This is a genomic window from Pseudomonas sp. PLMAX (genome assembly GCF_046042685.1).
Classification (GTDB): Bacteria; Pseudomonadota; Gammaproteobacteria; order Pseudomonadales; family Pseudomonadaceae; genus Aquipseudomonas; species Aquipseudomonas putida_AE.
The window spans coordinates 6,490,207-6,516,546 of sequence record NZ_CP064949.1 but is presented as its reverse complement, the minus strand read 5'-3'; the positions used below and the strand labels follow the sequence as shown (position 1 = coordinate 6,516,546).

General features: G+C 61.3%; 29 protein-coding genes. 20 read left to right on the top strand and 9 right to left on the bottom strand.

The window, feature by feature from the left end; genetic code table 11:
- Positions 1 to 150 precede the first annotated feature (150 nt).
- From mpl to DKB71_RS29715, 3 genes are read left to right on the top strand one after another with little or no spacing between them, the layout of a single operon-like run.
- Positions 151 to 1,500, top strand: a complete 1,350-nt coding sequence (mpl, locus tag DKB71_RS29725) for a UDP-N-acetylmuramate:L-alanyl-gamma-D-glutamyl-meso-diaminopimelate ligase (RefSeq protein ID WP_274074443.1) — start codon at positions 151 to 153, stop codon at positions 1,498 to 1,500.
- Positions 1,497 to 2,129, top strand: a complete 633-nt coding sequence (gene ubiX / locus DKB71_RS29720) for a flavin prenyltransferase UbiX (RefSeq protein ID WP_274074444.1) — start codon at positions 1,497 to 1,499, stop codon at positions 2,127 to 2,129. The genes mpl and ubiX overlap by 4 nt, the downstream gene beginning before the upstream one ends.
- Positions 2,122 to 2,406: a YceK/YidQ family lipoprotein gene (locus DKB71_RS29715; protein WP_323607792.1), complete on the top strand. Its 285-nt coding sequence runs from the start codon at positions 2,122 to 2,124 to the stop codon at positions 2,404 to 2,406. Before ubiX ends, DKB71_RS29715 begins: the two co-directional genes overlap by 8 nt.
- Positions 2,407 to 2,491: 85 nt before the next feature.
- Here the strand turns inward: DKB71_RS29715 and DKB71_RS29710 are convergent, their stop codons facing one another.
- The 3 genes from DKB71_RS29710 to DKB71_RS29700 form a co-directional block, all read right to left on the bottom strand.
- Complete coding sequence (locus tag DKB71_RS29710; protein WP_274074446.1) at positions 2,492 to 3,133, bottom strand: oxidoreductase; 642 nt, start codon at positions 3,131 to 3,133, stop codon at positions 2,492 to 2,494.
- 27 nt (positions 3,134 to 3,160) lie between these two features.
- On the bottom strand, positions 3,161 to 4,879 hold the full coding sequence (locus tag DKB71_RS29705) for a C13 family peptidase (RefSeq protein ID WP_408599087.1): 1,719 nt from the start codon (positions 4,877 to 4,879) through the stop codon (positions 3,161 to 3,163).
- A 113-nt stretch (positions 4,880 to 4,992) separates the two neighbouring features.
- Positions 4,993 to 5,448: a MaoC family dehydratase gene (locus DKB71_RS29700; RefSeq protein ID WP_274074448.1), complete on the bottom strand. Its 456-nt coding sequence runs from the start codon at positions 5,446 to 5,448 to the stop codon at positions 4,993 to 4,995.
- Positions 5,449 to 5,642: 194 nt separating this feature from the next.
- Here DKB71_RS29700 and DKB71_RS29695 point away from each other — a divergent pair, with 194 nt between their 5' ends.
- The 4 genes from DKB71_RS29695 (at position 5,643) to DKB71_RS29680 (ending at position 7,691) form a co-directional block, all read left to right on the top strand.
- Positions 5,643 to 6,005 (top strand): CidA/LrgA family protein, encoded by a 363-nt coding sequence (locus DKB71_RS29695; protein ID WP_408599085.1) that lies wholly within the window; start codon positions 5,643 to 5,645, stop codon positions 6,003 to 6,005.
- Entirely contained in the window at positions 6,002 to 6,718 is a 717-nt protein-coding gene (locus DKB71_RS29690) for an LrgB family protein (protein WP_008065952.1), read from the top strand. Before DKB71_RS29695 ends, DKB71_RS29690 begins: the two co-directional genes overlap by 4 nt.
- 11 nt (positions 6,719 to 6,729) lie before the next feature.
- A complete protein-coding gene (locus DKB71_RS29685; protein WP_274074450.1) occupies positions 6,730 to 7,320 on the top strand; it encodes an LON peptidase substrate-binding domain-containing protein in 591 nt (196 codons plus the stop codon).
- A gap of 110 nt (positions 7,321 to 7,430) precedes the next feature.
- Positions 7,431 to 7,691 carry a hypothetical protein gene (locus DKB71_RS29680; RefSeq protein ID WP_408599082.1) on the top strand — a complete coding sequence of 87 codons (261 nt, stop codon included), beginning with the start codon at positions 7,431 to 7,433 and terminating at the stop codon, positions 7,689 to 7,691.
- A gap of 136 nt (positions 7,692 to 7,827) precedes the next feature.
- Here DKB71_RS29680 and DKB71_RS29675 read toward each other — a convergent pair whose 3' ends face one another.
- Complete coding sequence (locus DKB71_RS29675; RefSeq protein WP_408599080.1) at positions 7,828 to 9,144, bottom strand: bifunctional DedA family/phosphatase PAP2 family protein; 1,317 nt, start codon at positions 9,142 to 9,144, stop codon at positions 7,828 to 7,830.
- A 174-nt stretch (positions 9,145 to 9,318) separates the two neighbouring features.
- Positions 9,319 to 10,017, bottom strand: a complete 699-nt coding sequence (locus DKB71_RS29670) for a DNA-3-methyladenine glycosylase (RefSeq protein WP_323607793.1) — start codon at positions 10,015 to 10,017, stop codon at positions 9,319 to 9,321.
- Positions 10,018 to 10,206: 189 nt separating this feature from the next.
- Between DKB71_RS29670 and DKB71_RS29665 the strand changes: the two genes are divergently transcribed.
- From DKB71_RS29665 to DKB71_RS29605, 13 genes are all read left to right on the top strand, one after another.
- On the top strand, positions 10,207 to 11,478 hold the full coding sequence (locus DKB71_RS29665) for a glutamate-5-semialdehyde dehydrogenase (protein WP_408599077.1): 1,272 nt from the start codon (positions 10,207 to 10,209) through the stop codon (positions 11,476 to 11,478).
- Position 11,479: 1 nt separating this feature from the next.
- Positions 11,480 to 12,169 carry a nicotinate-nucleotide adenylyltransferase gene (gene nadD, locus DKB71_RS29660; RefSeq protein ID WP_408599075.1) on the top strand — a complete coding sequence of 230 codons (690 nt, stop codon included), beginning with the start codon at positions 11,480 to 11,482 and terminating at the stop codon, positions 12,167 to 12,169.
- 73 nt (positions 12,170 to 12,242) lie between these two features.
- Positions 12,243 to 12,737 carry a ribosome silencing factor gene (gene rsfS, locus DKB71_RS29655; RefSeq protein WP_008065972.1) on the top strand — a complete coding sequence of 165 codons (495 nt, stop codon included), beginning with the start codon at positions 12,243 to 12,245 and terminating at the stop codon, positions 12,735 to 12,737.
- Between the two features lie 9 nt (positions 12,738 to 12,746).
- The gene (rlmH, locus tag DKB71_RS29650) at positions 12,747 to 13,214 is read left to right on the top strand and encodes a 23S rRNA (pseudouridine(1915)-N(3))-methyltransferase RlmH (RefSeq protein WP_007937439.1); all 468 of its coding nucleotides are present in this window, start codon (positions 12,747 to 12,749) and stop codon (positions 13,212 to 13,214) included.
- A gap of 10 nt (positions 13,215 to 13,224) precedes the next feature.
- Positions 13,225 to 15,120 carry a penicillin-binding protein 2 gene (gene mrdA / locus DKB71_RS29645; protein WP_274074455.1) on the top strand — a complete coding sequence of 632 codons (1,896 nt, stop codon included), beginning with the start codon at positions 13,225 to 13,227 and terminating at the stop codon, positions 15,118 to 15,120.
- A 31-nt stretch (positions 15,121 to 15,151) separates the two neighbouring features.
- Complete coding sequence (gene rodA, locus DKB71_RS29640) at positions 15,152 to 16,255, top strand: rod shape-determining protein RodA (RefSeq protein WP_274074601.1); 1,104 nt, start codon at positions 15,152 to 15,154, stop codon at positions 16,253 to 16,255.
- Between the two features lie 17 nt (positions 16,256 to 16,272).
- Complete coding sequence (gene mltB / locus DKB71_RS29635; RefSeq protein ID WP_408599072.1) at positions 16,273 to 17,283, top strand: lytic murein transglycosylase B; 1,011 nt, start codon at positions 16,273 to 16,275, stop codon at positions 17,281 to 17,283.
- Complete coding sequence (locus DKB71_RS29630; protein WP_274074457.1) at positions 17,283 to 18,290, top strand: septal ring lytic transglycosylase RlpA family protein; 1,008 nt, start codon at positions 17,283 to 17,285, stop codon at positions 18,288 to 18,290. Before mltB ends, DKB71_RS29630 begins: the two co-directional genes overlap by 1 nt.
- A 196-nt stretch (positions 18,291 to 18,486) precedes the next feature.
- Positions 18,487 to 19,644 carry a D-alanyl-D-alanine carboxypeptidase family protein gene (locus tag DKB71_RS29625; protein WP_274074458.1) on the top strand — a complete coding sequence of 386 codons (1,158 nt, stop codon included), beginning with the start codon at positions 18,487 to 18,489 and terminating at the stop codon, positions 19,642 to 19,644.
- An 85-nt stretch (positions 19,645 to 19,729) separates the two neighbouring features.
- Positions 19,730 to 20,005, top strand: coding sequence for a DUF493 domain-containing protein (locus tag DKB71_RS29620; RefSeq protein ID WP_003215438.1), 276 nt, complete (start codon positions 19,730 to 19,732; stop codon positions 20,003 to 20,005).
- Complete coding sequence (gene lipB / locus DKB71_RS29615) at positions 20,005 to 20,652, top strand: lipoyl(octanoyl) transferase LipB (RefSeq protein WP_274074459.1); 648 nt, start codon at positions 20,005 to 20,007, stop codon at positions 20,650 to 20,652. Before DKB71_RS29620 ends, lipB begins: the two co-directional genes overlap by 1 nt.
- 1 nt (position 20,653) lies before the next feature.
- Positions 20,654 to 21,676 carry a lipoyl synthase gene (lipA, locus tag DKB71_RS29610; protein ID WP_406591207.1) on the top strand — a complete coding sequence of 341 codons (1,023 nt, stop codon included), beginning with the start codon at positions 20,654 to 20,656 and terminating at the stop codon, positions 21,674 to 21,676.
- Between the two features lie 171 nt (positions 21,677 to 21,847).
- Positions 21,848 to 22,795, top strand: a complete 948-nt coding sequence (locus DKB71_RS29605; protein ID WP_408599069.1) for an LD-carboxypeptidase — start codon at positions 21,848 to 21,850, stop codon at positions 22,793 to 22,795.
- Positions 22,796 to 22,940: 145 nt separating this feature from the next.
- Here the strand turns inward: DKB71_RS29605 and DKB71_RS29600 are convergent, their stop codons facing one another.
- The 4 genes from DKB71_RS29600 to lptE all read right to left on the bottom strand — a co-directional run bounded on the left by DKB71_RS29600 (position 22,941) and on the right by lptE (position 26,326).
- The gene (locus DKB71_RS29600) at positions 22,941 to 24,263 is read right to left on the bottom strand and encodes a lytic murein transglycosylase (protein ID WP_408599067.1); all 1,323 of its coding nucleotides are present in this window, start codon (positions 24,261 to 24,263) and stop codon (positions 22,941 to 22,943) included.
- Between the two features lie 62 nt (positions 24,264 to 24,325).
- Complete coding sequence (arfA, locus tag DKB71_RS29595; RefSeq protein ID WP_056855798.1) at positions 24,326 to 24,490, bottom strand: alternative ribosome rescue factor ArfA; 165 nt, start codon at positions 24,488 to 24,490, stop codon at positions 24,326 to 24,328.
- A 153-nt stretch (positions 24,491 to 24,643) separates the two neighbouring features.
- Entirely contained in the window at positions 24,644 to 25,681 is a 1,038-nt protein-coding gene (gene holA / locus DKB71_RS29590; RefSeq protein ID WP_408599065.1) for a DNA polymerase III subunit delta, read from the bottom strand.
- A 39-nt stretch (positions 25,682 to 25,720) separates the two neighbouring features.
- Positions 25,721 to 26,326, bottom strand: coding sequence for an LPS assembly lipoprotein LptE (lptE, locus tag DKB71_RS29585; RefSeq protein ID WP_274074463.1), 606 nt, complete (start codon positions 26,324 to 26,326; stop codon positions 25,721 to 25,723).
- Positions 26,327 to 26,340: the final 14 nt, after the last annotated feature.

Sequence of the window (26,340 nt, the reverse complement as noted above, 5' to 3'; positions counted from 1 at the left end):
GGTAAATCCAGCCTGGAACAGCGCATTCTGATGCCAAGTGTTTTCGGATGATGCAATAGTGTAGAGGGAAGCAGCATGGGTCAGCTCAAACACAAGGTGCGATTTTCCCCTCCCTAAGCTAACCTGCGGCCATGTTTTACGAGGTCGACTATGCACATTCATATTCTGGGTATCTGCGGCACTTTCATGGGTTCGATGGCGGTCCTGGCCAAAGAGCTCGGCCATCACGTGACCGGCTCCGATGCCAACGTCTACCCGCCAATGAGCACTCAGCTCGAGGCGCAGGGCATTGAGTTGACCCAGGGCTACGACCCGGCGCAACTGGACCCGGCCCCCGATCTGGTGGTCATCGGCAACGCCATGTCGCGCGGTAACCCGGCGGTCGAATACGTGCTGAACAAAGGCCTGCCTTATGTTTCCGGCCCGCAATGGCTGGCTGACCACGTGCTGCAGGGTCGCTGGGTACTGGCGGTCGCCGGTACGCACGGCAAGACCACCACCAGCAGCATGCTCGCCTGGGTGCTGGAGCACGCGGGCATGAGCCCGGGCTTCCTGATCGGCGGTGTACCGCAGAACTTCTCGGTATCGGCGCGCCTGGGTGACACACCGTTTTTCGTGATCGAAGCCGACGAGTACGACAGCGCGTTCTTCGACAAACGCTCCAAGTTCGTTCACTACCGTCCGCGCACGGCGATCCTGAACAACCTGGAGTTCGACCACGCCGATATCTTCCCGGATCTGCCGGCCATCGAGCGACAGTTCCACCATCTGGTGCGAACCATCCCGAGCGAAGGCCTGGTGATTCATCCGACTACCGAACCGGCCTTGCTGCGCGTGATCGAGATGGGTTGCTGGACCCCGGTGCAAACCACCGGTGCCGGCGGGCAGTGGCAGGTCAAGCTGCTCAGTGAGGATGGCTCGAAGTTCGAAGTGATGTTCGAAGGCGTCGCTCAAGGCGTGGTCGATTGGGACATGACCGGCCAGCATAACGTGGCCAACGCATTGGCCACCTTGGCTGCCGCGCGCCATGTTGGCGTGGTTCCGGCCATGGGCATTGCCGCATTGAGCGCCTTCAAAAGCGTGAAGCGACGCATGGAAAAAGTCGCAGAGGTGCGCGGCATCACCATCTACGATGACTTCGCTCACCACCCGACGGCCATCGCCACCACACTCGACGGCCTGCGCAAGCGCATTGGCGATGCGCCGTTGATTGCGATCATCGAACCGCGCTCCAACTCCATGAAGCTGGGCGCGCACCGTGACGGCTTGCCGGAGAGCGTGGTCGATGCCGACCAGGTGATCTGGTATGCACCGGCCAATCTCGGCTGGGATCTGGCCGGCACCGCGGCGCTGTGCACGGTACCGTCGATTGTCAGCGACTCGCTGGAAGGCATCATCGAGCGGGTCAAGAGCCAGGCCCAGCCGGGCACCCACGTGGTGATCATGAGCAACGGCGGCTTCGGCGGCCTGCACGGCAAGCTGGCCGAGGCGCTCAAATGAGTAACGGTCCGGACCGCATCACGCTGGCGATGACCGGCGCTTCCGGTGCCCAGTATGGCTTGCGCCTGCTCGATTGCCTGGTGCGCGAAGAGCGTGAAGTGCACTTCCTGATTTCCAAGGCCGCGCAACTGGTGATGGCCACCGAAACAGACGTCACGCTACCGGCCAAGCCACAGATGATGCAGGCCTTCCTCACCGAATACACCGGTGCTGCCGCTGGGCAGATTCGGGTCTACGGCAAGGAAGACTGGATGTCGCCGGTGGCCTCGGGCTCAGGTGCGCCGGCGGCGATGGTGGTGGTGCCGTGCTCCACCGGGACCCTGTCGGCCATCGCGACGGGAGCGTGCAACAACCTGATCGAACGCGCCGCCGATGTCACGCTCAAGGAGCGCCGGCAGTTGATCCTGGTGCCCCGTGAAGCGCCATACTCGAGCATTCACCTGGAGCACATGCTCAAGTTGTCGAACATGGGCGTGACGATTTTGCCGGCCTCGCCGGGGTTCTATCATCAGCCACAAACCATCGACGACCTGATAGATTTCGTCGTGGCGCGGATCCTCAATCTGCTGAACATTCCCCAGGACATGCTGCCGCGTTGGGGCGAATACCATCTGACCAGCGATGAGTAAGTGGTTGGTTATAGTGCTGGCGTTACAGCTGGCGGGATGTGCGACGGCGCGTACGCTGGATGCGGCCAAGCCAGGCGCGCCAGTGGTGTACTCCGGGACGCGGCTGGATTTGTATGCGCTCAACGGCGGTTGTTGCGCGATGGACCGCTTCGGCGCCGAGGCACCGAGCTATCCGGGTGTTGATCTGCCGGCCAGTGCGTTGCTCGATACACTGTTGTTGCCATTGTCGTTGCTGACGGTGATCGGCGTGAGTTTCCAGGCAACCGGCGGATTGTAAAAACAAAAGATCGCAGCCTTCGGCAGCTCCTACATTGGGAAGGTGTACACCCTGTAGGAGCTGCCGAAGGCTGCGATCTTTTGATCTATTTGCCCAGCTTCCTCAACTCATCCGACTCGACAATCCGCACCCCATCCTGCTCCTCCAGGGCGAGGCGCCACATCGCGCGGGCCAGCTGACAGGCTTCTATGCCTCGGTACTTGCCGGGAATCAGTTTCGACAAGGGCCCGGCGAACTGCTCGCCCAGGCGTGGCTGGGTGCGTTCGCCCAACAGCAACGAAGGACGGCAGATGGTCAACTGCGGCCAGTCCTGCGCGCGCAAGGCATACTCCATTTCGCCTTTGACCCGGTTGTAGAAAATCGAGGACCTGCGATCGGCGCCCAGGGCGCTGATCACGATCAGGTGTCGTGCGCCCATCTCCCGGGCACGCTTGGCGAACGCCACCACCATGTCCAGGTCCACCGCGCGAAACGCCTGCTCCGAGCCGGCCTGTTTGATGGTGGTGCCCAGGCAGCAGTAGGCGATGTCGACGCGGCCGTTCAATTGCGGCAGGAACTCAGTGGGGTCGCCTACCGGGTTCTCCAGGTGCGGATGTTCGGCCAGTGGTCGGCGCGAGGGGGCCAATACTCGCGATATCGTTGGCTCGTTGAGCAAGCGATCGAGTAAGTGTTCACCGGTCAAACCAGTGGCTCCGGCAAGCAACACGTGCTGAGGCGTCAAGTACATAATGTTTCTCCCTTGATACAGTTCAGCTTAGTTGTTCTTTGCATCCTTGCTGTCAATGGAGACACTTTGCAGCGCTTTTCGTGCCTGCTGCTTACGTAACAGTTGCCAATGCGAGAGCACGGTTTTCGGTGCCCAGATCTGCGGTTCGGAGGCTTCGAAATTGTCCGCCAGCTCGCGCTCGGCGACAGTGGCCTTGGCCAGTTTGAAGGCTTGCTCCAGGTCATCGGTCTGGTTCAGCGCCTGGGCGAACAGGGCGTCGCCGAAGTAGGTGAAGTTAGCTTCTTCGGAACAGCCGAAGGACACGCGGTCAGCTCGCGAGGCGGTCATGATCAGGGTGCGTTCGTCCTTCAGGGCGGGGATGAAACCGCCGGAGTAGCAGGACGAAATCACGATGATCTTGTCGCGGTTTTTCAGCGGGGCAAGGACGGCGGCAAGCTCGTCGGCGGGCAGGTCCGCCAGTTCCATGCGCGGCTGGTCGAGCACCAGTTCGTGCTCGCTGGTGCCATGGCTGGTCAGGTAGATGAACACCAGGTCTTCCGGGCCGCTGCGTTCGGCCAGCGTCTGGGCGGCGCGCCGCAGGTTCTCCCGGGTTGCCATCGGCCGGTCGCCGAGGTGGTCGCGATGGTTCACCAGGCGGATCTGGCCATAGGCGCCGAAGCGGCTGGTGAGCATGTTCGCGACATAGTCGGATTCGCGCAGGAACACGCTCTGCTTGCCGTCGCCGCCAAGGGTCAGGGTATAAAGCTCCACGGCCGGGGTCGAGACTGGAACGTTGCTCAGCGCCTCTTCGAGCAAGCGCCCCTGGGCCAGCAAGCCAAGCTCGAGGGTGTCGGGCAGCAATTTGCCCTCGGCATCGCGCACGCGCTGGCCGTTGATCCAGGTGCCACTGAGCACGGAACCGTCGGTGAGGACCAGGGTGCCGCGCCCGGAGTAAGTGTCGTTGTCGAACTGGCCGGTGTAGAAGCTGCCGTCGGCCAGGTTCAAGCGGCCCTGGCCGATGAAGCGCCAGTCGCTGAAGTGGCCGATGTAATGGCTGCCGTCGGCGCCGATCAATTCGCCCTTGCCGTTGAGCGAACCTTCCTTGAACTGACCCAGCCAGACGTCGCCGTCGGCGTTTTCATAACGACCCTTGCCGTGCAATTGGTTGTTCTTGAACCCGCCGACATAGATATCGCCTTCGGCACTGTTGAAGGTTCCGTTGCCTTCCAGCTGACCGTCGACGAAGTGCCCGGTGAATTGATTGCCGCTGCCGTCGCTGCGTTGGCCATCGCCATTGGGCTTGCCGTGGGCGAACTGGCCCTGATAGGCGCTGCCATCTTCGAGCTCCAGGCGGCCGAGCCCCGAATATTGGTCGGCCTTGAACCCGCCCCGGTAAAGCATGCCGTGTTCTTTGAGGGTGCCTTCGCCGTCGCGTCGGCCCAGCTTGAAGCCACCGTCGTAACTGCCACCGTTGGTGGTCAGGGACCCTTGGCCATCGAACAGGCCTTGCTTGAACTGCCCGCGATAGACCTCGCCATTGCTGCCATGCCATTCACCCTGGCCATGCCACTGGCCCTGATCGAACTCGCCGGCGTACCAGCTGCCGTTCGGGTAGTCGATGCGGCCCTGGCCCTGCAGCAACCCGTTGACCAGCTCCCCGCGATAGCGTCCACCGTCCGGCAGGCGGGCGTCCGCGGGCAATAGCGATTCGCCGTCGCCGCAAGCGGTGAGCATCAGGGTCAAGGCGAGGAGTGCAAGTGGGCGCATAGCGGGTTCCGGGCAATTAGGCGACCGAGTATGCCGCAGCTATGTGTCCTTATACAGCCGGTAGAAAAACAGCCGGTGCGAAACAGCCTGTGCTGCTTCGCATCCCGGAGGGCTTACACGAAGCAGAGCGACAGGGATTCGGCGACGTACGCCGGTTTGTCCATGCCGTCGATTTCCAGTGTGGCGATGGCCTTGAGCAGCCATTGACCGGGTTTTTTCTCGGTGACCTCGGACAGTTCGACCTTGAGGCGCACCTTCGAATCGACCTTGACCGGCTGAATGAAGCGCACGCTGTCCAGACCGTAGTTGACCACCATCTTCAAGCCTTCTGGCATGACGAGGATGTCTTCCATCAGTTTCGGAATCAGCGACAGCGACAGAAAGCCGTGGGCAATGGTGCCGCCAAAGGGCGTTTGCGCGGCCTTGACCGGGTCGACGTGGATGAACTGATAGTCCCCGGTGGCTTCGGCGAACAGGTTGATGCGCTCCTGATCGATGGTGAGCCATTCGGAACGTCCGAGTTCCTTGCCGATATAATCTTTGAGCTCTGCAACGGGTACATAGGGCATTGAGACTCTCCTGGGTTCATCGATTTTATAGTTTTTAGGTGGGGGGATTTGACCTCCCGGATTTACCACTTTAGATCACCATGGCAAAAGGCCGCGGTCAACAGACCATGCTTATGGCGAATGCCGGTCCATAGCGCAAGCGTGCTTATAATGCGCGGGCCAATGCGGGTGACCGATTTTGCGGGAGATCTTCGATGTTGTTACGTGGCCTGACCTGGCTGGTGCTGTTCCAATTGCTCGGCACCGCGATCAACCATTTGTTCTTGCCCTTCCTGCCGGGGCCGATCATCGGCCTGCTGCTGTTGCTGATATTTCTGATCGGTCGTGGCCAGGTCGGTGAGCCGTTGAACCTTGCAGCCAGCAGCCTGCTGCGCTACCTGCCATTGCTGCTGGTGCCGCCGGCCGTGGGGGTGATGGTGTACGCCGCGGACATCGCCGCCGATTTCTGGGCCATTGTCGGCTCGCTGGTGTTGTCATTGTTGCTGTCGATGGCGTTCGCTGGTGTCCTCATGCAACGCATGGTCAAGCGCCATGTTCAACCTGAGGACGGCCAATGATCCTTGACTGGCACGGCGCCTGGACGTCGGTGATACATCATCCCTTGTTCGGCATCGGCATCACGCTCGGCGCCTATCAACTGGTGCTGGCGGCGTTCGAGAAAACCCGCTGGATCTTTTTGCAGCCTGTGCTGGTCTCCATGTTGCTGGTGATCGGTGTGCTGGTCGGCTGCGGTCTGACCTACGCCGAGTACCGCAAGAGCACCGAGATCCTCAGTATTTTGCTCGGCCCTGCGACGGTCGCGCTGGCCGTGCCGCTTTACCTCAATCTGCGGCGGATCCGACAGTTGTTCTGGCCGATATTTACTACGCTGGTGATAGGCGGTGTGGTCGCCACGTGCATGGGCGTGCTGTTGGGCTGGTGGTTTGGGGCCGAACACATGATCCTGATGACCATGGCGCCGAAATCGGTGACGTCGCCCATCGCCATGCTGGTAGCCGAGCAGATTGGTGGCGTCGCCGCGCTGGCGGCGGTGTTCGTGCTGATCACCGGGGTAATCGGGGCGATCTTCGGCCCGAGCCTGTTGACCCGGCTTGGTGTCCACAGTCCCGAGGCTCGCGGCATGGCACTGGGCATGACCGCCCATGCGGTCGGCACCGCGGTGGCGATGCAGGAAAGTGACGAATGTGGCGCCTTCGCGGCGCTGGCGATGAGTTTGATGGGCGTGGCCACGGCGGTATTCCTGCCGTTGGCGGTGTCGATGGTGGTGTAAGGAATATGTCTATGAGTCTGCCGCTTTTTCCGCTGAACACGGTGCTGTTTCCGGGTTGCATCCTCGATCTGCAGATTTTCGAGGCGCGTTACCTGGACATGATCGGTCGCTGCATGAAACAGGGCGGCGGCTTCGGCGTGGTGTGCATCCTTGAAGGGAGCGAAGTCGGTATCGCGCCCCAGGGCTTTGCCATGGTCGGTTGTGAAGCGCGCATCACCGATTTTCAGCAGCAGGACAACGGCCTGCTGGGGATACGGGTTGAGGGCGGGCGACGGTTCAACGTGTTGACCACCGAAGTCCAGCGCGACCAGCTGATCCTCGCCGAGGTCGAATGGCTGGAAGACGAGCCTGAGCAGCCGCTGCAGGACGAAGACGCCGATCTGGTGGCCTTGCTCAAGGCCCTGGCCGAACACCCGATGGTCGAAGCGCTGAACATGGGCACGGAGGCCACCGGACAACAGTCGCTGGCCAACCAGCTGGCTTACCTGTTGCCGTTTGCCGAAGTGGACAAGATCGACCTGCTGCAACTTGATGATCCGCAGCAACGGCTGGATGCGATTCAGGCGTTGCTGGATGAGTTGCAGGGGGAGTTGTTTGCTTAATTGTTTTGTTTTAATTTTAAAATTAAAATGCTTGTAAGGCGACGTTCTTCTAATTAAGTTTTCCTTGTGGTCCAGGTTTCTGGATCGACATAACAAGGAGAGTTTTAATTATGGATGTTAAAGTTGTTGATTCTGCTGTTTTTAGCCCGCTTGATCCCTCACAAAGGGAGGCGTATTTTTTTATTCTGACTGAGATTTGGCGTCAAATCGCCGATGAGTTGGTGGTCCGCAATCCGGCTGCTCGGTATGTTGAAATCCGGGATAAGGTAGACGCTGAGCTCGATGCCGTATTTAAGCAATATGACGGACGTCTGCATGACTTTCTTGAGGAGCGGGCTGCCGAAGCTATTAACAGAATCCCTTTTCCATAATAATCACTGGTTGTTCCCGTGATCGTAGTTTGCCTTTTATATGAGGTTAAATTACTACTTGTAAAAAACAATCCCGCTCAGTTCGAGCGGGATTGTTTTTTTTGGGGGGCGACTTGAGATTGACTGAAAATCTTTGTTAATAGGAATACCGCAACATCGTATGCGGTAGATGCCGCAAGACGAAGAATCCGAAAAGCGCTACCAACGATGGCAGGACCAGCCACCAGACCCTGGGTGGCATGGCGTTGAGCGAGGTTTGACGCTGAATCAACCACAAACTCGCCGCACAAACACACGACGCCAGCATCGCGCCCGCCAGCACATCCGTCGGCCAGTGTGCACCGAGGTAAACGCGGGAGAGGGCGATCGCCAGCGCCGGCAAGCACGCCACCAGCAACCAGGTCAGGCGCATCCGTGGCGGTTGCCCGCGGCCGGCCAGGACGGCGAGGGTCAGGAACAGTGCAAACGCCCCGGATGCGTGGCCACTGGGCATGCTGTAGCTGGTCAGCGGGTCGCTCAATACCTCCGGGCGCACGCGGCCGAAAAAGTGTTTGGTCAGGGTGTTGCCCAGCGCGGTGCAGAGCAGGGTGGTGGTGGCGAAGATCAGCTGGCGCCATTGACGGGTAATCAGCAGCAGCACCACCAGCAAGGCGCTGAAAATCAGCATGTTGCGGAATTCGCCAATCAGGGTGAAGACCACCGCCACTTCATCGAGCGTCGGGCTGCGGTGCTCCTGCACCAGGGTCATGACCCCCTGATCGAGGGCGTCCAGGTGGGGATAGCCGATAAACAGGCCCGCCAGAATCAGCAAGCTCATGCCGGCAATGAACACCGTGGCCTTGCGATGGCGGCGCAGGCTGCTGGTTGCGCTCAGTCCGACCATGATTGCAATGCTGCCGGCAACGATGCCGGCCTCAAGCCAGAAGCCTTCGGGCAGCGGCAGGCGAATCGCCGCGCCCGTGGCCCAGCCCGGTAGCAGGTACGCCACGGACCAGCCGGCGCCAGCCAGCAGGCTGACCGCGAAGAAGCGCGGGAAGGGCATGTCGAACATCCCGGCGACCATCGGCAGCATCGGGCGCAGGGGGCCGATGAAGCGTCCGACCAGCAGGCTGGCGATACCGTAGCGCTGGAAATATGCTTCTGCCCCGGTGATCCATTCCGGGTGATGACGCAAGCCCGGCAGGCGCCGGATGTTCTGATGGAAGTGGCGGCCGAGGAAATACGAAACCACGTCGCCGAGCACGCCGGCGAGAAAACCCAGGAGCAAGGTCTCACTCAATGACAGTGCGCCGCTGCCGGCCAGTACCGCCACGGCGAACAGCAATACGGTGCCAGGCACGATCAGGCCGGCAATCGCCAGGCATTCCACAAAGGCCACGATGAATACCGCTGCCGCCAGCCATTGCGGGTTGACCGTCAACCAGCCGGTCACGCTTTCGAGCCATGGGCCCATAAAAACAACTCCATCGAATTCAAATGGCCCTAGCGGGCGAATATCATCTTAAAACGCTACGGGTCCCCTGTAGGAGCGAGCTTGCTCGCGAAAGCGGTGGATCAGCCAGCGTTGATGTCGACTGACCCGGTGCATTCGCGAGCAAGCTCGCTCCTACAATGAATCATTCCAGTGTCAGGTCAGTATTAGATAATCGCGACCTTCGACCTGGCCCCGTCGCAGCGGGTTCCGCGTGCAATAGGCGGCATAGGCCGCGTCGACGAAGCGGTACATCAGGTGCTCGTCGCGTCCATGGGGAATGCCCAGGCGGGTGGCCTGGATGATGTGGGCTGGGGTCTGTCCGACATCCTCCACCAGTAAAATTTCATGATCGAAGCGCTTGGCGTCCCATACCGGCACCTTCAAGCCCAGCGACTTGCAGAGCAGTGTTTGCCCCGCGCAGAGCTTTTGCGAGGGGCGAGGGCGGCCTTGGGCGTCGGGGTTGTTCAACAACATCTGCGCAAGGCTCGCCGACCCGCTCAACTCGTCGACCCAGGGGTAGGCGGATTTGATCAGCACGGCATTGCCCGGCCCTTGGGCGCTGAAGTTGAGTGAATCGCCGCCGCGAGCGTAGTACATATAGATATGCCCGCCATCCAGAAACAAAGCCTTACGCTTTTCTGTGTAGCCGAGGGAGGCGTGGCTGCCTTTTTCTGCGCAGTAATAGGCTTCTGTCTCGATGATCCGCGCGCTGAGCCACTGATCGCCGACCCGATGGCGGATGACTTTTCCGAGTAGATCGCGGGCGAGAACTTGCGCGTCGCGGTCGAAAAACGCGTCCGGAAGGCCCTTGGGCAGGCCCTCGGCGGAGGCGCGAACAGTCAGGTTAGTCATGATGAACGGCGTTTATCAGGGCTGAGTGAGTCGTGATGATAACAATTTGCAGCTTAATCCCGGCTGAACGTCGGCAAATTGCCCTCGATTTCGACCATCCGCCCGTCACCGCTGTTAGTCGGCGGACACGACAGCTATAATCTGCCGCTTTACTCTTTACCAAGACCTTAGCAAAGACCACTCCAGACCATGACTGAGTCCGTTCTTGACTACATGACCCGCCTGGGTCGCGCTGCCCGCGAGGCTTCCCGCGTGATCGGCCGTGCCAGCACCGCGCAGAAAAACCGCGCGCTGCAGGCGGCTGCCAATGCGCTGGATGCAGCCCGCGACGAATTGACCGCGGCCAATGAGCTGGACCTGGCGGCTGGTCGCGCCAATGGTCTGGAGCCGGCCCTGCTCGAGCGTCTGGCGCTGACCCCGGCGCGTATCGACGGCATGATCGTTGGCCTGCGCCAGGTCGCGGCGTTGCCCGACCCGGTCGGCGCGATCCGCGACATGAGCTATCGCCCGTCGGGTATCCAGGTGGGCAAGATGCGCGTCCCGCTTGGCGTGATCGGGATCATCTACGAGTCACGGCCGAATGTGACCATCGACGCGGCCAGCCTGTGCCTGAAGTCTGGCAACGCGACCATCCTGCGCGGCGGCTCCGAGGCCATTCATTCCAATCGCGCCATCGCCGCCTGCATCCAGCGCGGCCTGGCCGAGGCCGATCTGCCGGCCGCCGTGGTGCAAGTGGTGGAAACCACTGATCGCGCTGCCGTTGGTGCGCTGATCAGCATGCCTGAATACGTCGACGTCATTGTGCCCCGTGGTGGCCGTGGCCTGATCGAGCGCGTCAGTCGGGATGCCCGGGTGCCGGTGATCAAGCACCTGGATGGTATCTGCCACGTTTTCGTGAGCGAGCACGCCGACCTGGCGAAAGCCCAGCGCATCGCGTTCAACGCCAAGACTTACCGCTACGGCATCTGCGGGGCGATGGAGACGCTGCTGGTCGATCAAATCGTTGCCAAAGATTTCCTGCCGGCGATGGCGGCCCAGTTCCGCGAAAAAGGCGTCGAACTGCGCGGCTGCGAACGCACCCGGGCAATTATCGATGCCGTGCCGGCCACGCAAGAGGACTGGAGCACCGAGTACCTGGCGCCCATCCTGTCGATCCGCGTGGTCGACGGGCTTGACCAGGCGATCGAGCACATCAACCATTTTGGCTCCCATCACACCGATTCGATTGTCAGCGAACACCAGGGCGACACCCGGCGTTTCGTGGCTGAAGTCGATTCTTCGTCGGTGATGATCAACACCCCGACCTGCTTCGCCGATGGCTTCGAATACGGATTGGGTGCCGAGATCGGCATTTCTACTGATAAGCTGCACGCCCGCGGCCCGGTCGGTCTCGAAGGTCTGACCTGCGAGAAGTACATCGTGGTCGGTGATGGCCAGTTGCGCGGACAGGAGCCGGTCTGACTTGGGCGACCTCGACCCGTCAGCCCCGGTCACCGCCAGCGCGCCTGCACCTCGACGCATCGGCGTACTGGGCGGGACCTTCGACCCGGTGCACGTCGGCCATTTGCGGGGTGCGCTGGAAGTCGCCGAATCGCTGGCGCTCGATGAACTGCGCCTGACACCCAGTGCCAGGCCGCCCCATCGGGGTACGCCGCAGGTGTCGGCGAAAGACCGTCTGGCGATGGTCGAATGCGCGGTGGCCGGTGTGGCACCGTTGGTGGTGGACGACCGCGAATTGCAGCGGGACAAACCGTCCTACACCATTGATACCCTGGAGTTGATGCGTGCCGAAATGCCCGCCGAGACCCAGGTTTTTCTGCTTTTGGGCTGGGACGCATTTTGCGGCCTGCCCACTTGGCACCGCTGGGAAGAGTTGCTCCAGCATTGCCATATCCTGGTGTTGCAACGCCCGGATGCCGACAGCGAACCGCCGGATGCCTTGCGCAACCTGCTGGCAGCGCGCTCGGTGAGCGACCCGCTGGCCCTCAAGGGGCCGAGCGGACAGATTGCATTCGTCTGGCAGACACCGCTCGCGGTTTCCGCCACCCAGATCCGTCAACTGCTGGCCAGCGGTAAGTCGGTACGTTTCCTGGTGCCCGACGCGGTCCTGGCCTACATCGATGCGCACGGACTTTACCGTGCGTCGAACTGAATAGGAGTGCTTCAAGGCACGTGGCAACAACGTGTACCGAAGCGCCCGAACATACGAGCAAAACGAGTTTTATATGACGAGCAACAACGAAAGCAAAGTTAAACGCAAAGGCACGTTCAAGAGCGCTCCGCTGCCTGAGAAGGTTCTGGCTGCCGAACCGCCAAAAGGCGACGAGCTGGTCAAGATCGCCGTAGCCGCCCTGGAAGACGTCAAGGCCCAGGACGTGCTGGTGATCGATGTTCGCGACAAGCAGAGCATCACTGACTACATGATCATCGCCACCGGTACCTCCAACCGCCAGATCGGCGCGATGCTGGACAAGGTTCGCGAAGCCGTCAAAGCCCTGGGCATCAAGCCGCTGGGTGAAGAAGGCAAGGGCGACAGCGACTGGGTGCTGTTGGACATGGACGACGTGATCGTTCACATGATGACCTCCAATGCCCGCCAGTTCTACGACCTGGAGCGCCTGTGGAAAGGCGCCGAGCAGAGCCGTGCCGCTGATGGCAAACACCACAGCCCTGAAGTCGGTCATGAGCATTTCACCAAGCTCAACAAAGACCAGGAATAAGGAACGGCTGTGCGACTGCGACTGATCGCCGTCGGTTCCCGCATGCCCAAGTGGGTGGAAGAAGGCTGGCATGAATATGCCAAGCGTCTTCCGTCCGAATTGGCGCTGGAACTGGTGGAAATACCGCTCAATACCCGTGGCAAGAACGCCGACGTGGCGCGCTTCATCCGTCAGGAAGGCGAAGCCATGCTGGCCAAGGTCGGGCCAAACGAGCGCGTTGTCACCCTCGAAGTCCACGGCAAGCCCTGGAGCACCGAGCAGCTGGCGGTCGAGCTCGATCGCTGGCGGCTGGACTCGCGCACGGTCAACTTCATGGTTGGCGGCCCCGAAGGGCTGGCACCGGAAGTCTGCGCCCGTGCCGATCAGCGCTGGTCGCTATCACCGCTGACGTTGCCGCACCCGCTGGTGCGCATCCTCATCGGCGAGCAGCTGTATCGTGCCTGGACAGTGCTGTCCGGTCACCCTTACCACAAGTAGTTGCGCCCTCATGTCCCAACCGATCCGCATCAAGGACCACGAAAAAGACGCCCGTCTGGTGCGTGGCCGCGTCGTGTTCGGTGCCATTGCAGTGGTGCTGCTCATTGGGGTGCTGATCGCGCGCCTGTATTTCCTGCAGGTCATCCAGTACGAATACCACTCGACCCTGTCGGAAAACAACCGCGTCCATGTGCAGCCGATTCCGCCGACCCGCGGCTTGATTTTCGACCGCAACGGCGTGGTGATTGCCGACAACCGACCTAGCTTCAGCCTGAGCATGACCCGCGAGCGCTCTGGCGATTGGCAGCAAGTGCTCGATGTGATCGTCGAAGTGCTGGAGCTGACGCCCGAGGATCGGGTGATTTTCGAGAAGCGCATGCGCCAGGGGCGACGGCCGTTCGAGCCGGTGCCGATCCTGTTTGAACTGACCGAAGAGCAGATCGCCCGCATTGCCGTTAATCAATTCCGCCTGCCCGGGGTGGAAGTGGTCGCGCAACTGGTCCGTCACTATCCGCAGGGTGCGCATTTTGCCCACTCGGTGGGTTACATGGGGCGGATCAACGAGAAAGAGTTGAAGTCGCTCGATCCGGTCAATTACAGCGGCACCCACCACATCGGCAAAACCGGCATCGAGCGCTTCTACGAGCCGGAGCTGCACGGCCAGGTGGGTTACGAGGAAGTCGAGACCAACGCCCGCGGACGCGTATTGCGGGTGCTCAAACGTACCGAACCGATTTCCGGCAAGGACATAGTCCTGAGCATGGATATCAAGTTGCAGGAAGCCGCTGAAGCCGCGCTTGGCGGGCGTCGTGGCGCGGTGGTGGCGCTGGACCCGAAAACCGGCGAGGTGCTGGCGATGGTCAGCCAGCCGAGCTTCGACCCGAACCTGTTCGTCACCGGCATCAGTTTCAAGGCCTATTCCGAGCTGCGCGACTCCATCGACCGGCCGCTGTTCAACCGTGTCCTGCGTGGCCTTTATCCGCCGGGTTCGACCATCAAGCCGGCCGTAGCGATCGCGGGGCTGGACGCGGGCGTGGTGACCGCTTCGTCCCGGGTGTTCGACCCGGGTTACTACATGCTGCCCAACTACGATCACAAATACCGCAACTGGAACCGTACCGGCGACGGCTTTGTCGACCTGGATACGGCGATCATGCGGTCCAACGATACCTACTTCTATGACCTGGCCCACAAGCTGGGGATCGATCGGTTGTCGGCGTACATGACCAAGTTCGGCATTGGCCAGAAGGTCTCCCTGGACATGTTCGAAGAATCGCCGGGGCTGATGCCGACCCGCGAATGGAAGCGAGCGACCCGCCGACAGGCGTGGTTCCCGGGGGAAACGCTGATCCTGGGGATCGGCCAGGGCTACATGCAGTCGACGCCATTGCAGCTGGCCCAGGCCACGGCACTGGTGGCCAACAAAGGCGTGTGGAACCGTCCACACCTGGCCAAGACCATCGAAGGCGAGAAGCCGGTGGACGAGAACCCGATGCCGGACATCATCCTGCGCGATCCGTCGGACTGGACGCGGGTCAACCATGGCATGCAGCAGGTCATGCACGGCGCCCGAGGCACCGCGCGCAAGGCCTCGATCGGTGCGCAGTACCGGATTGCCGGCAAGAGTGGTACCGCCCAGGTGGTGGCGATCAAGCAAGGCGAGAAGTACGACCGTTCCAAGGTCCAGGAGCGTCATCGCGACCACGCCCTGTTCGTTGGCTTCGCGCCGGCCGACGATCCGAAGATCGTGGTGTCGGTGATGGTCGAGAACGGTGAATCCGGCTCCGGCGTGGCCGCGCCGGTGGTGCGTCAAGTCATGGACGCCTGGCTGCTGGGCCAGGACGGTCGCCTGAAGCCCGAATACGCCGCCCCAATCAGTGCAGAGGCAACCGCCCGTGATGAATAATTTTGATCGCATGCTCTCCAGCGAGGATGTGATGCGTCGTCGTGCAACGCTGCTGCAGCGCCTGCACATCGACGGTCCGCTACTGATCCTGCTGCTGACCCTGGCTGCCGGCAGCCTGTTCGTGCTGTATTCGGCCAGTGGCAAGAGCTGGGATTTGCTGGCCAAGCAGGCGACGTCGTTCGGCATCGGCCTGGTGTCGATGATCGTTATCGCTCAGTTCGAACCGCGTTTCATGGCGCGCTGGGTGCCGGTCGGTTATGTGATCGGCGTGCTTTTGCTGGTCGTGGTTGATGTCATGGGCCACAACGCCATGGGCGCCACGCGCTGGATCAATATTCCCGGCGTCATACGCTTCCAGCCTTCGGAATTCATGAAGATCCTGATGCCGGCGACCATTGCCTGGTACCTGTCCAAGCGCACCTTGCCGCCGCAGCTCAAGCATGTCGGCATCAGCCTGATGCTGATCGGCATCCCGTTCATTCTCATCGTGCGCCAACCGGATCTCGGCACCTCGCTGCTGATCCTGGCCGGCGGCGCCTTCGTGCTGTTCATGGGGGGACTGCGCTGGCGCTGGATTGTCAGTGTGCTGGCGGCCGCCGTGCCCGTGGCGATCGCCATGTGGTTCTTCATCATGCACGACTACCAGAAACAGCGGATCCTGACCTTCCTCGACCCTGAAAGCGATCCGTTGGGTACCGGCTGGAACATCATTCAGTCCAAGGCTGCGATCGGTTCCGGCGGCGTGTTCGGCAAGGGCTGGTTGCTGGGCACCCAGTCACACCTGGATTTCCTTCCGGAAAGCCACACCGACTTCATCATCGCGGTATTGGGGGAGGAGTTCGGCCTGGTGGGCATTTGCGCGCTGCTGCTGATCTACCTGCTGTTGATCGGTCGCGGGCTGGTGATTACCGCCCAGGCGCAGACCTTGTTCGGCAAATTGCTGGCGGGTGCCTTGACCATGACATTTTTTGTGTATGTTTTCGTCAATATCGGTATGGTCAGCGGCCTGTTGCCGGTGGTGGGGGTGCCGTTGCCGTTCATTAGCTACGGAGGAACTTCGCTGGTGACGCTGCTGTCAGCGTTTGGGGTTTTGATGTCGATCCATACCCATCGCAAGTGGATCGCGCAGGTTTGAATAAGGTGAAGAGTTCAATGCAAGCAATGCGTGGCTGGGCGACTCGATACGCGCCATGGGTCGGCCTGGTAAGCATCCTTGGCACTTCGCAACAAGCGTTGGCCGGCGATTACGACGGCTCGCCACAAGTGGCCGAGTTCGTCGGTGAGATGACCCGCGACTATGGTTTCGCCGGTGAGCAACTGATGGGCGTGTTCCGCGAGGCGCAGCGCAAGCAGTCGATCCTGGATGCCATTTCGAAACCGGCCGAACGGGTCAAGCAGTGGAACGAATACCGGCCGATGTTCATTACCGATGCGCGGATTGCCCGTGGCGTCGACTTCTGGCGTCAGCATGAGGCCGTGCTGGCCCGTGCCGAGCAGGAATACGGCGTACCGGCGCAGGTGATTGTCTCGATTATCGGTGTTGAGACCTTTTTTGGCCGCAATACCGGCAATTTCCGGGTAATTGATGCCTTGTCGACCCTCGGTTTCGACTATCCTCCCCGTGCCGAATTTTTCCGCAAGGAATTGCGTGAGTTCCTGCTGCTGGCCCGGGAAGAGCAGGTCGACCCACTGACCCTCAAGGGCTCCTACGCCGGCGCCATGGGCTTGCCGCAGTTCATGCCGAGCAGCTTTCGCGCCTATGCGGTGGACTTCGACGGAGACGGCCACATCAATATCTGGAACAACCCGGACGATGCCATTGGCAGCGTCGCCAGCTATTTCAAGCGCCACGGCTGGGTTGCCGGCGAGCCGGTGGTCAGCCGCGCCGACGTGCGCGGCGAACAGGTGGACGATGGTTTGACCGCCGGTATCGAGCCGACTAAAACCGTTGGAGAGTTGCGGGCCCTGGGCTGGTCAAGTCATGATGCGCTGCGCGATGATATGCCGGTTACCGCATTCCGCCTGGAAGGCGACAATGGCCCTGAATACTGGATGGGCCTGAAGAATTTTTACGCGATCACGCGATATAACCGCAGCGTGATGTACGCCATGGCCGTACATCAACTGTCTGAACAGCTGGTCCAAGCACGGGGCGTCAAGTAATGCGGGCATTGCCTATGAATAAACCCCTGAAGCTGATGGCATTTGCCGCGTTGGCAGTGCTGGTTGCCAGTTGTTCGACCAGCCGCGCGCCGGCGCAGAAGACTACCACCGCCGTGCGCTCGACGCCGGGGCTGGACATCAACCGTGCCCACAAGGATGGCGCGCCATGGTGGGACGTCGACGTTTCCCGCATCCCGGACGCCACGCCAACCCTGCACACCGGCCCATACAAGGCCAACCCGTACACGGTGCTGGGCAAGACTTACTTCCCGTTGCAAGAGTCCAAGACCTACGTGCAGTCGGGTACGGCGTCCTGGTACGGCACCAAATTCCACGGTCAGAACACCGCCAACGGCGAAGTCTATGACCTGTACGGCATGAGTGCCGCGCACAAGACATTGCCACTGCCAAGTTACGTCCGGGTGACCAACCTGGACAACAACAAGAGCGTGATCCTGCGTGTCAACGATCGCGGGCCGTTCTATTCGGACCGGATCATCGACTTGTCCTATGCGGCTGCGAAGAAGCTCGGTTACGCCGAAACCGGCACCGCGCGGGTCAAGGTCGAAGGCATCGACCCGCAGCAATGGTGGGCCGCCAAAGGCCGTCCGGCGCCATTGATGCTCAATGAGCCGAAAGTCGCGCAGAATAGCGCCCCGGTAATCACGGCCTCGGCCGGTACCGTCGAGCAATGGACGCCACCACCGCAGCAACACGCCGCCGCCGTTGTCCCGGTACAAGTGGATGCAAAAAAAAACGCTTCTGCATCAGCGTCTGGCCAGTATCTGCAGGTGGGCGCGTTCGCCAACCCGGACGCTGCCGAACTGCTGAGGTCCAAGCTCAGCGGGATGGTGAGCGCTCCGGTGTTCATCAGCTCGATCGTGCGCAATCAACAGACACTGCATCGGGTGCGCCTGGGGCCGATCGGTTCGCCGGGTGAAATCCAGCAAGTGCAGAACAGTGTGCGCCTGGCTAATCTCGGTTCGCCGAGCGTAGTGACCGAGTAAGCCACTGAGTAATACGTAGAACTTGATTGACGGTTCATCTGCGGTTTTGGGGGGTGAACCAGGTTGTTGGCTCGTTGAAGAACAAAAGCCCGGCAAGGGTTACTGAGTGAGCAGCTGAACACGCGACGGCCCGTTAGAAGGCTGTCTGAATAGTTTTGCCCTCGGGCAAGTTTCCATTAGCGATTTCGAGAGACGGATGAACATCACCACCTTTGCCAAACGCCTGTGCCTTCTAGTCCCGCTGCTCCTCTCGCCTGCCGCATTCGCGGTCGAGATGATGCCGTCGCCACCGCAACTGGCCGCCAAGGCCTACGTGCTCATGGACGCCAGCAGCGGCAACGTGCTGGTCGAAAACAATGGTGACCAGCGTCTGCCGCCAGCCAGCCTGACCAAGCTGATGACCGCGTACATCGCGACCCTCGAAATCCGTCGCGGCCAGATCGGTGAAAACGATCCGGTGACCGTCAGCGAAAACGCCTGGCGTACCGGCGGCTCGCGGATGTTCATCAAGGTCGGCTCGCAGGTAACTGTCAGCGACCTGCTGCACGGCATCATCATCCAGTCGGGTAACGACGCCAGCGTTGCGCTGTCCGAGCACATCGCCGGCAGCGAAGACGCGTTCGCCGACATGATGAACAAGACCGTGGCTGACCTGGGCATGACCAACAGCCACTTCATGAACCCGACCGGCCTGCCGAACCCCGAGCACTACTCGTCGGCTCACGACATGGCCGTGCTGGCCCGCGCGATCATCCACGAAGACCCGGCTCACTATGCGATCTACTCGCAGAAAGAGTTCTTCTGGAACGGCATCAAGCAACCGAACCGCAACCTGCTGCTGTGGCGTGACAAGACCGTTGACGGTCTGAAAACCGGTCACACCGACGAAGCCGGCTACTGCATGGTGTCTTCGGCCGTACGTGATGGCATGCGCCTGATCGCCGTGGTGTTCGGCACCAACAGCGAAGTGGCTCGCGCCGCCGAAACCCAGAAGCTGCTGACCTACGGTTTCCGCTTCTTCGAAACCCAGACCTTCTATCAGAAGGGCACCGAACTGGCCCAGGCTCCGGTCTGGAAAGGCGCCACCAACCAGATCAAGGCAGGCCTGGCTCAAGACCTGACCATGACCCTGCCAAAAGGCCAGCTGAAAAAGCTCGCCGCCAGCATGACCATGAACCCGCAGTTGGTTGCGCCAATCGCCAAGGGCGACGTGATCGGCAAAGTCGAAGTCAAACTGGAAGACAAGGTGGTGCACAGCGCCGACCTGATCGCTCTGGATGGCGTCGAAGAGGGTGGTATCTTCCGTCGCATGTGGGATAGCATCCGTCTATTCTTCTACGGCTTGTTCAACTGATAGTGTGCACCAGCATGGCCCCCGCGCTGATCCGGCGTGGGGCTATGCCCGTCGCCACGGCTTACGCTTACGAGGCCGTTACGCCATGACCGATACCGAAGTAAAGGCGCCCAAGATCGAATTCCCCAACGTGGATTACCCGGTTAAGGTGATCAGCGATACTGGTGTGGGCAACAAGGACAAGATCATCGAGATCGTCAAGAAACACGCGACGATCAACCATGACCGCGTGGATGAGCGCCAGAGCACAAACGGCAAATACACCACCATCCAGTTGCACATCGTCGCGACCGACCAGGACCAGCTGTACAACATCAACAGCGAACTGCGGGCCACCGGTTTCGTGCACATGGTGCTGTGATGTCCGCCGCGGTGGGTTTTCGCGAGCTTGGCCAGATGGCTTACGAGCCGGTCTGGCATGCCATGCAGCGCTTCACCAACGAACGCGGCAGCGATGCCGCCGACGAGATCTGGCTGGTCGAACACCCGCCGGTCTTCACCCAGGGCCAGGCCGGCAAGGCCGAGCACTTGCTGCTGCCGGGCGATATCCCGGTGGTGCAGGTTGATCGCGGTGGCCAGGTGACGTATCACGGGCCCGGGCAACTGGTGGCCTACCTGTTGCTGGACGTACGCAAGCTGGGTTTCGGCGTACGCGACCTGGTAAGTCGCATGGAGGCATGCCTGATCGAACTGCTCGCCAGTTACGGCGTGACCGCCGCGGCCAAGCCGGATGCGCCGGGCGTGTACGTCGATGGCGCGAAAATCGCTTCCCTGGGTCTGCGGATCCGCCACGGTTGTTCCTTTCATGGCCTGGCCCTGAACGTGGACATGAACCTGGAACCGTTTCGACGGATTAATCCCTGCGGCTACGCCGGGCTGGCGATGACCCAGCTGAGCGATCACGCAGGATCGATTGAATTTGCCGAGGTAAGTGCCCGGCTGCGCGCGCAGCTCGTCAAACACCTCGACTATGCTGAGCAGACGACCCTCACGGGCGGAATCGACTGATATGACTACTGATGCAGTGCAAACCATGATCCCGACGCTCGATGTCACCGAGCGCCCGGCCCCGCGTGCCAAGGTTGAAGCCGGCGTCAAGCTGCGCGGCGCCGAGAAGGTTGCACGCATCCCGGTAAAGATCATTCCGACCACCGAACTGCCGAAGAAGCCTGACTGGATTCGCGTACGCATCCCGGTCTCTCCGGAAGTCGACCGCATCAAGGCCTTGCTGCGCAAACACAAGCTGCACAGCGTGTGCGAAGAAGCGTCCTGCCCGAACCTGGGCGAGTGCTTCTCCGGCGGCACTGCAACCTTCATGATCATGGGCGACATCTGCACCCGTCGTTGCCCGTTCTGCGACGTCGGCCACGGCCGTCCGAAGCCACTGGACGTCAACGAGCCGCAAAGCCTGGCCATCGCCATCGCCGACCTGAAACTCAAGTACGTGGTGATCACCTCGGTCGACCGCGACGACCTGCGTGACGGCGGCGCCCAGCACTTTGCCGACTGCATCCGCGAGATCCGCAAGCTGTCGCCGAACGTACAGCTCGAAACCCTGGTTCCGGATTACCGTGGCCGCATGGACATCGCCCTGCAAATCACCGCCGCCGAGCCGCCGGATGTTTTCAACCACAACCTGGAAACCGTGCCACGCCTGTACAAGGCTGCGCGTCCGGGTTCGGACTACCAGTGGTCGCTGACCCTGCTGCAACGCTTCAAGCAGATGATGCCGCACATTCCGACCAAGTCCGGCCTGATGCTGGGCCTGGGCGAAACCGACGAAGAAGTCATCGAAGTCATGAAGCGCATGCGCGAGCACGACATCGACATGCTGACCCTCGGCCAGTACCTGCAACCGTCGCGCAGTCACTTGCCGGTGCAGCGTTTCGTGCACCCGGACACCTTTGCCTGGTTCGCCGAGGAAGGTTACAAAATGGGCTTCAAGAACGTTGCTTCCGGCCCGCTCGTACGCTCTTCGTACCACGCCGACGAGCAGGCGAAGCTGGTCAAGGCCGAGTTGATGTCGTCCTGATTCGGCCATGAACAAACAGCCCGCAACGTTCAAACGGCCTTGCGGGCTTTTTTTGCCTGTCTCACAGGCACATCAGTCTTTTCCTGCGACTGCGAGATGCTTGATCCGCTTCTGTTTGTCTGCGTTCCTGACTAATGTGTGCTTGATGCTTTCACGCAGGGAGATCCATGGATGAACGCAAGACCTGACCCGACGCTCATTCCCCACACGCCTGTACCGGCCTTGCCGATGCAAGGGCTGATCGCTGTTATCGCGCCTGCAGGTCCGGCGGCGCTGGACACCAAGAAGGCCATCGCCTGGATGCGAGCTCGCGGTTATGCGCTGCGGATTTTTCCCGGGGTGTTCGAGAAGGACGGCTACCTGGCCGGCAGCGACGAGGTGCGACTCAATGACCTGCATGCCGCGTTCATGGATCCCGAGGTCGATGCGATCATTTGCCTGCGCGGCGGATACGGTACCCCGCGGTTGCTCGATCGCATCGATTTCCAGCTGCTGCGCCAAAACGCCAAGCCATTCATCGGCTATAGCGACATCACCGCGCTGCATCTGGCGATCAGCCGCTACGCGGGTTTCGTGACCTTCCACGGCCCGTTGCTCAACGCCGATCTGCTGGGCGAGCGGCTGCCGCCGACCGAATCCTCGTTCTTCAACATGCTCAGAGGGCAATGCAGGGCCGGTATGGTGCTTGCCCATCCGGTTGGCCGCCCCTTGACGACAATCGTGCCGGGCGTCGCTTATGGCCGCCTTCTAGGCGGTAACCTGTCGATGATTGCCGCGACCATGGGCACGCCTTTCGAGATCGATGCCGCGGGTGTCATCCTGTTTATCGAAGACATCAACGAGCCGCTGTATCGCATCGACCGACTGCTGACCCATCTGCGCCTGGCGGGCGTGTTGCACAAGCTGCGTGGGGTCCTGGTGGGCGATATAGCGGGGGTAGAGGCGCAGGCCCTGGATCGATTGCTGAAGCAGACCCTAGAACCGTTGTGCATCCCGGTGCTGTCCGGGTGGCGCAGCGGGCACTGCAATCCGAACCTGACGCTGCCGATGGGGGCGCTGGTGAAACTGGATGCGGGTAAACAGCAACTGGCGCTGGAACAAAACGTCGTAAGACGCTAAACCTCGCCCCCCCCGTGTAGGAGCGAGCTTGCTCGCGATGGACGTCAACGATAACGCGTGTTTACTGGCTAAACGCGGCGCCCTTGAGTCCATCGTCGGAACGCCGCCCGGAGCAAGCTCGCTCCTACAACAGTGGATTAGGCGCCTAGCGGTTACGCAATCCTTCCAGCAACTTGTGCGTCGGATAACCATCCGCCGGCCAGCCAAACGACTGCTGGGCGCTGCGGATCGCCTTGCGGGTATTGGCACCGATGATGCCGTCGGCAGTGCCCGCGTCGTAGTTCTGCGCACTCAGCAGGTTCTGCAGTTCGATCCGCTCGGTACGGCTCAGGGGCAGGTCATCCTTGGGCCAGGTGCCGCTGATCAACCCGGCGCCATTGAAGCGCTCAGCCAACAGGCTCACCGCGAGGGCGTAGGACGACGAGTTGTTGTACTTGAGAATCGCGCGGAAGTTGTCGAGCACCAGGAAGGCTGGGCCGCGATAGCCTGCCGGCAACAGTAGCGCCGCGGACAGTTGCTCGGAGCCAGCCGGGAACTGGCCGCCGTTGGGCAGCACCACGCCCAGTTGCCGCCATTCGGCGACGCTCTTGCGAATCGAGCCATCGGCGAGGATGTAGTTGAAACTGCCCGGCAGCTGCACTTCAAAGCCCCACGGCTGGCCTTTTTGCCAGCCGGAGCTTTGCAGGTAGTGGGCGGTCGACGCCAGGGCGTCGGTGGCGCTGCCCCAGATATCGCGTCGACCGTCGCCATCGAAGTCCACGGCGTGGGTGTTGTAGGTGGTCGGGATGAACTGGGTCTGGCCCATGGCGCCCGCCCAGGAGCCCAGCATTTTCTCGGGTTCGATATCGCCTTGCTGGAGGATCTGCAGGGCGGCGATCAATTGCGCGTGGGCGAAACCGGGGCGGCGGCCTTCGTAGGCGAGGGTGGCCAGTGAGTTGATCACCGACTTGCTGCCCTGGAACTGGCCGAAGTTGCTTTCCATGCCCCATACCGCGACCAGTGCCTGGCGGTCGACGCCGTAGCGCTGTTCGATACTTTGCAGGATGCCGGCGTACTGCTCGACCAATGCCTGGCCTTTGCGAACCCGCAGCGGCGACAGGGCGCCATCGAGGTATTCCCATACCGGTTTTGCGAATTCCGGTTGGCTGCGGTCGGCGCGGATCACGCTCGGGTCAACGCTGACATTGGCGAAGGCGCGGTCGAACAGGTCGGCACGGATACCGGCGGCCAGGGCGTCCTTGCGAAAACCCGCCTGCCATTCGGCGAAGGTCTGGGTCGGCTGGATGTCGAGATTTTCACCGGTTGGAACCACGGGTGGAATGACCGCCGGGGCGGTGGCGACAGGCAGAGTCTGAATCGGCTGGGCGTCGGCGGCGGTGGGTTTTTCCGCGCAGGCGACTAGCAAGATGAGGCTGGAGGCAGCGATCAATTGGCGAAACTGCCAACGACGGGAAATACAAAGGGGCATGCACGGGTCCAGGGAAAACGAATCAGGTACAGACCTTAACATGTTGAGCGGTTGCTTGCCTTTCAGGCTGCCAGAAAGTAAGAAGCCTCCCAGTTGTCAGACTGGAAGGCTTCGCGGCGGTAGCTGCCTTTACCCTTGCCGGCTCGTTCCTGTCGGCTGCGGAACAATGGCTGGGCGATGATGGATTTGGCCTTGTTGGGGCCGCGTTTGGACGGCTTTTTGCTCATGATGGGCGCTCACAAGTGAGGAGTTTTGCGGGGCAAATCATCGGCCGAAGTTGGGCGGCTGTCTATAGCGCAAATGCATGTGTGTTTTGTAGGAAAAAAGATCAAAAGATCGCAGCCTGCGGCAGCTCCTACAGAGGCTGCGATCTTTTGATCTTATTCAGCAGGCAACGACAATCGCTGCCCAGCCATCAACAACGTCAGGCGACTCAAGCTCATCCACGGCGAACCCGCCGCCTGGCCCTTGATCTGCGCGTCAATGCGCTGGGCTTCGAGCAGCAATTGCGCCCAGCGTTGCGCCGAATATCGTTGCAGGGCCTTGCTCATCAGTGGTTTGCGCTTGTCCCAGACCGGCGGTCTGGCCTGGCTGAAGGCCTTGTCCAGTGGCGTGCCCTGGCTGTACTGCAACGAAATGTTGGCCAGCAGCCGCAGTTCCCGGGCCAGGGCCCAGAGAATCACCGGGGGCTCGACCCCTTCACCGCGAAGCCCTTCGAGCATCCGCAGCGCGTGGGCGGCTTCGCCATTGAGAATGGCATCGGTCAGGCCGAAAACGTCAAAGCGTGCACTGTCGGCCACCGCGGCCTGTACGGTTTCGATGGTGATCTGGCCGCCTTCGGCCATCAGCTTGAGCTTTTCGATTTCCTGGGCGGCGGCCAACAAGTTGCCCTCGACCCGGGCGGCGATCAACTCGACGGCGTCCTGGCTGGCGGACAGCCCGGCCTGGGACAGGCGCTGACGGATCCAGCCGGGCAACTGGTTGGCATCCACCGGCCAGATCTGCACGAACTGGGTCTGTTGGCCTTCGACCAGCGCCTTGCCCCATTTGGTTTTCTGCGCGCTGCCATCGAGCTTCGGCAGGCTGATCAACAGCAGCGTGTCTTCGGCCGGTCGCGAGCAGTACTCAATGAGCGCGGCAGCACCTTTATCGCCGGGTTTTCCGGAAGGCAGGCGCAATTCCAGCAGGCGTTTTTCGGCGAACAGCGACATGCTGGCGCCGGCTTGCAGCAAGGTTCCCCAGTCGAAACTGGCGTCGGCGGCGAACACCTGGCGTTCGTCGAAGCCTTGTTGGCGCGCGGCCGTGCGGATGGCGTCGGCGGCTTCCTGGCACAGCAAGGGGTCATCGCCACTGACGACGTAGACCGGCGCGAGGGCGCCTTGCAGGTGTTTGGCGAGTTGGGCAGGGGCGAGCTTCATAAGAGGGGGCAAACGGGGCGCCGGGGCGCCCCGTAAGGCTTACTGCCGAGGCAGTTCGATGGGAGACTGACGCGGTGTTTCCGCTTCAGCCTTCTGCGCTGCTTCCAGTGCCGCGGCTTCCGCCTTGGCCTTGGCTGCCGCCGTTTGCTGCAACTGGTCCAGCTGGGCCGGGGTGAATTGCTGCAGGCGCAACATCATGCGTTGAACCAGCTCGCGACGCATTTCCCTGCGCGCATCGCTGGCTTCCTGGTCGGAACCTACCAGGTTGTTGCCGTCATGGATGAACACCTTCTGCACTTCGAGTTTGTCGCTCAGCAGGGGCAGATTGCCCTGGCCGCGAATGTCATAGCTGAGCACCGTGCTCAGTTGATATTCGCCCGTACGACCGGCGCCTGCGTAGCTGAGGATGCGCTGGGATTCCTGCTGGTCAGTCAGGATGAGTTTGTAGGGGGCGCCGGTGTAGACGTTGACGCCGCTGCTGACCAGCGACTGGCGCAGTTGTGTCACGGTTTCGCCGTAGGCGTCGCGGGCGCTCAGGTCGAGTTCCTTGATCGCCAGTTCGGTGGTGCCGGTGCCACGTAGCTGGAAGCCACAGGCGCTCAACAGGACTGCGAGGCCTATCACCAGCAAGTTGCGTTTGATCATTGTGTTGCTCCCCT

Bases quoted from the DNA above. Each gene is read 5' to 3' on its own strand.
- DKB71_RS29695 (WP_408599085.1), top strand. From the start codon at position 5,643: ATGTTGTTACGTGGCCTGACCTGGCTGGTGCTGTTCCAATTGCTCGGC.
- DKB71_RS29625 (WP_274074458.1), top strand. From the start codon at position 18,487: ATGAACATCACCACCTTTGCCAAACGCCTGTGCCTTCTAGTCCCGCTG.
- ubiX (WP_274074444.1), top strand. From the start codon at position 1,497: ATGAGTAACGGTCCGGACCGCATCACGCTGGCGATGACCGGCGCTTCC.
- DKB71_RS29680 (WP_408599082.1), top strand. From the start codon at position 7,431: ATGGATGTTAAAGTTGTTGATTCTGCTGTTTTTAGCCCGCTTGATCCC.
- lptE (WP_274074463.1), bottom strand. From the start codon at position 26,326: ATGATCAAACGCAACTTGCTGGTGATAGGCCTCGCAGTCCTGTTGAGC.
- lipA (WP_406591207.1), top strand. From the start codon at position 20,654: ATGACTACTGATGCAGTGCAAACCATGATCCCGACGCTCGATGTCACC.
- arfA (WP_056855798.1), bottom strand. From the start codon at position 24,490: ATGAGCAAAAAGCCGTCCAAACGCGGCCCCAACAAGGCCAAATCCATC.
- DKB71_RS29715 (WP_323607792.1), top strand. From the start codon at position 2,122: ATGAGTAAGTGGTTGGTTATAGTGCTGGCGTTACAGCTGGCGGGATGT.
- DKB71_RS29665 (WP_408599077.1), top strand. From the start codon at position 10,207: ATGACTGAGTCCGTTCTTGACTACATGACCCGCCTGGGTCGCGCTGCC.
- DKB71_RS29600 (WP_408599067.1), bottom strand. From the start codon at position 24,263: ATGCCCCTTTGTATTTCCCGTCGTTGGCAGTTTCGCCAATTGATCGCT.
- mpl (WP_274074443.1), top strand. From the start codon at position 151: ATGCACATTCATATTCTGGGTATCTGCGGCACTTTCATGGGTTCGATG.
- DKB71_RS29670 (WP_323607793.1), bottom strand. From the start codon at position 10,017: ATGACTAACCTGACTGTTCGCGCCTCCGCCGAGGGCCTGCCCAAGGGC.
- DKB71_RS29605 (WP_408599069.1), top strand. From the start codon at position 21,848: ATGAACGCAAGACCTGACCCGACGCTCATTCCCCACACGCCTGTACCG.
- DKB71_RS29690 (WP_008065952.1), top strand. From the start codon at position 6,002: ATGATCCTTGACTGGCACGGCGCCTGGACGTCGGTGATACATCATCCC.
- DKB71_RS29685 (WP_274074450.1), top strand. From the start codon at position 6,730: ATGAGTCTGCCGCTTTTTCCGCTGAACACGGTGCTGTTTCCGGGTTGC.
- DKB71_RS29630 (WP_274074457.1), top strand. From the start codon at position 17,283: ATGCGGGCATTGCCTATGAATAAACCCCTGAAGCTGATGGCATTTGCC.
- DKB71_RS29705 (WP_408599087.1), bottom strand. From the start codon at position 4,879: ATGCGCCCACTTGCACTCCTCGCCTTGACCCTGATGCTCACCGCTTGC.
- DKB71_RS29675 (WP_408599080.1), bottom strand. From the start codon at position 9,144: ATGGGCCCATGGCTCGAAAGCGTGACCGGCTGGTTGACGGTCAACCCG.
- holA (WP_408599065.1), bottom strand. From the start codon at position 25,681: ATGAAGCTCGCCCCTGCCCAACTCGCCAAACACCTGCAAGGCGCCCTC.
- rodA (WP_274074601.1), top strand. From the start codon at position 15,152: ATGCGTCGTCGTGCAACGCTGCTGCAGCGCCTGCACATCGACGGTCCG.
- DKB71_RS29710 (WP_274074446.1), bottom strand. From the start codon at position 3,133: ATGTACTTGACGCCTCAGCACGTGTTGCTTGCCGGAGCCACTGGTTTG.
- lipB (WP_274074459.1), top strand. From the start codon at position 20,005: ATGTCCGCCGCGGTGGGTTTTCGCGAGCTTGGCCAGATGGCTTACGAG.
- DKB71_RS29700 (WP_274074448.1), bottom strand. From the start codon at position 5,448: ATGCCCTATGTACCCGTTGCAGAGCTCAAAGATTATATCGGCAAGGAA.
- mltB (WP_408599072.1), top strand. From the start codon at position 16,273: ATGCAAGCAATGCGTGGCTGGGCGACTCGATACGCGCCATGGGTCGGC.
- mrdA (WP_274074455.1), top strand. From the start codon at position 13,225: ATGTCCCAACCGATCCGCATCAAGGACCACGAAAAAGACGCCCGTCTG.
- DKB71_RS29620 (WP_003215438.1), top strand. From the start codon at position 19,730: ATGACCGATACCGAAGTAAAGGCGCCCAAGATCGAATTCCCCAACGTG.
- rsfS (WP_008065972.1), top strand. From the start codon at position 12,243: ATGACGAGCAACAACGAAAGCAAAGTTAAACGCAAAGGCACGTTCAAG.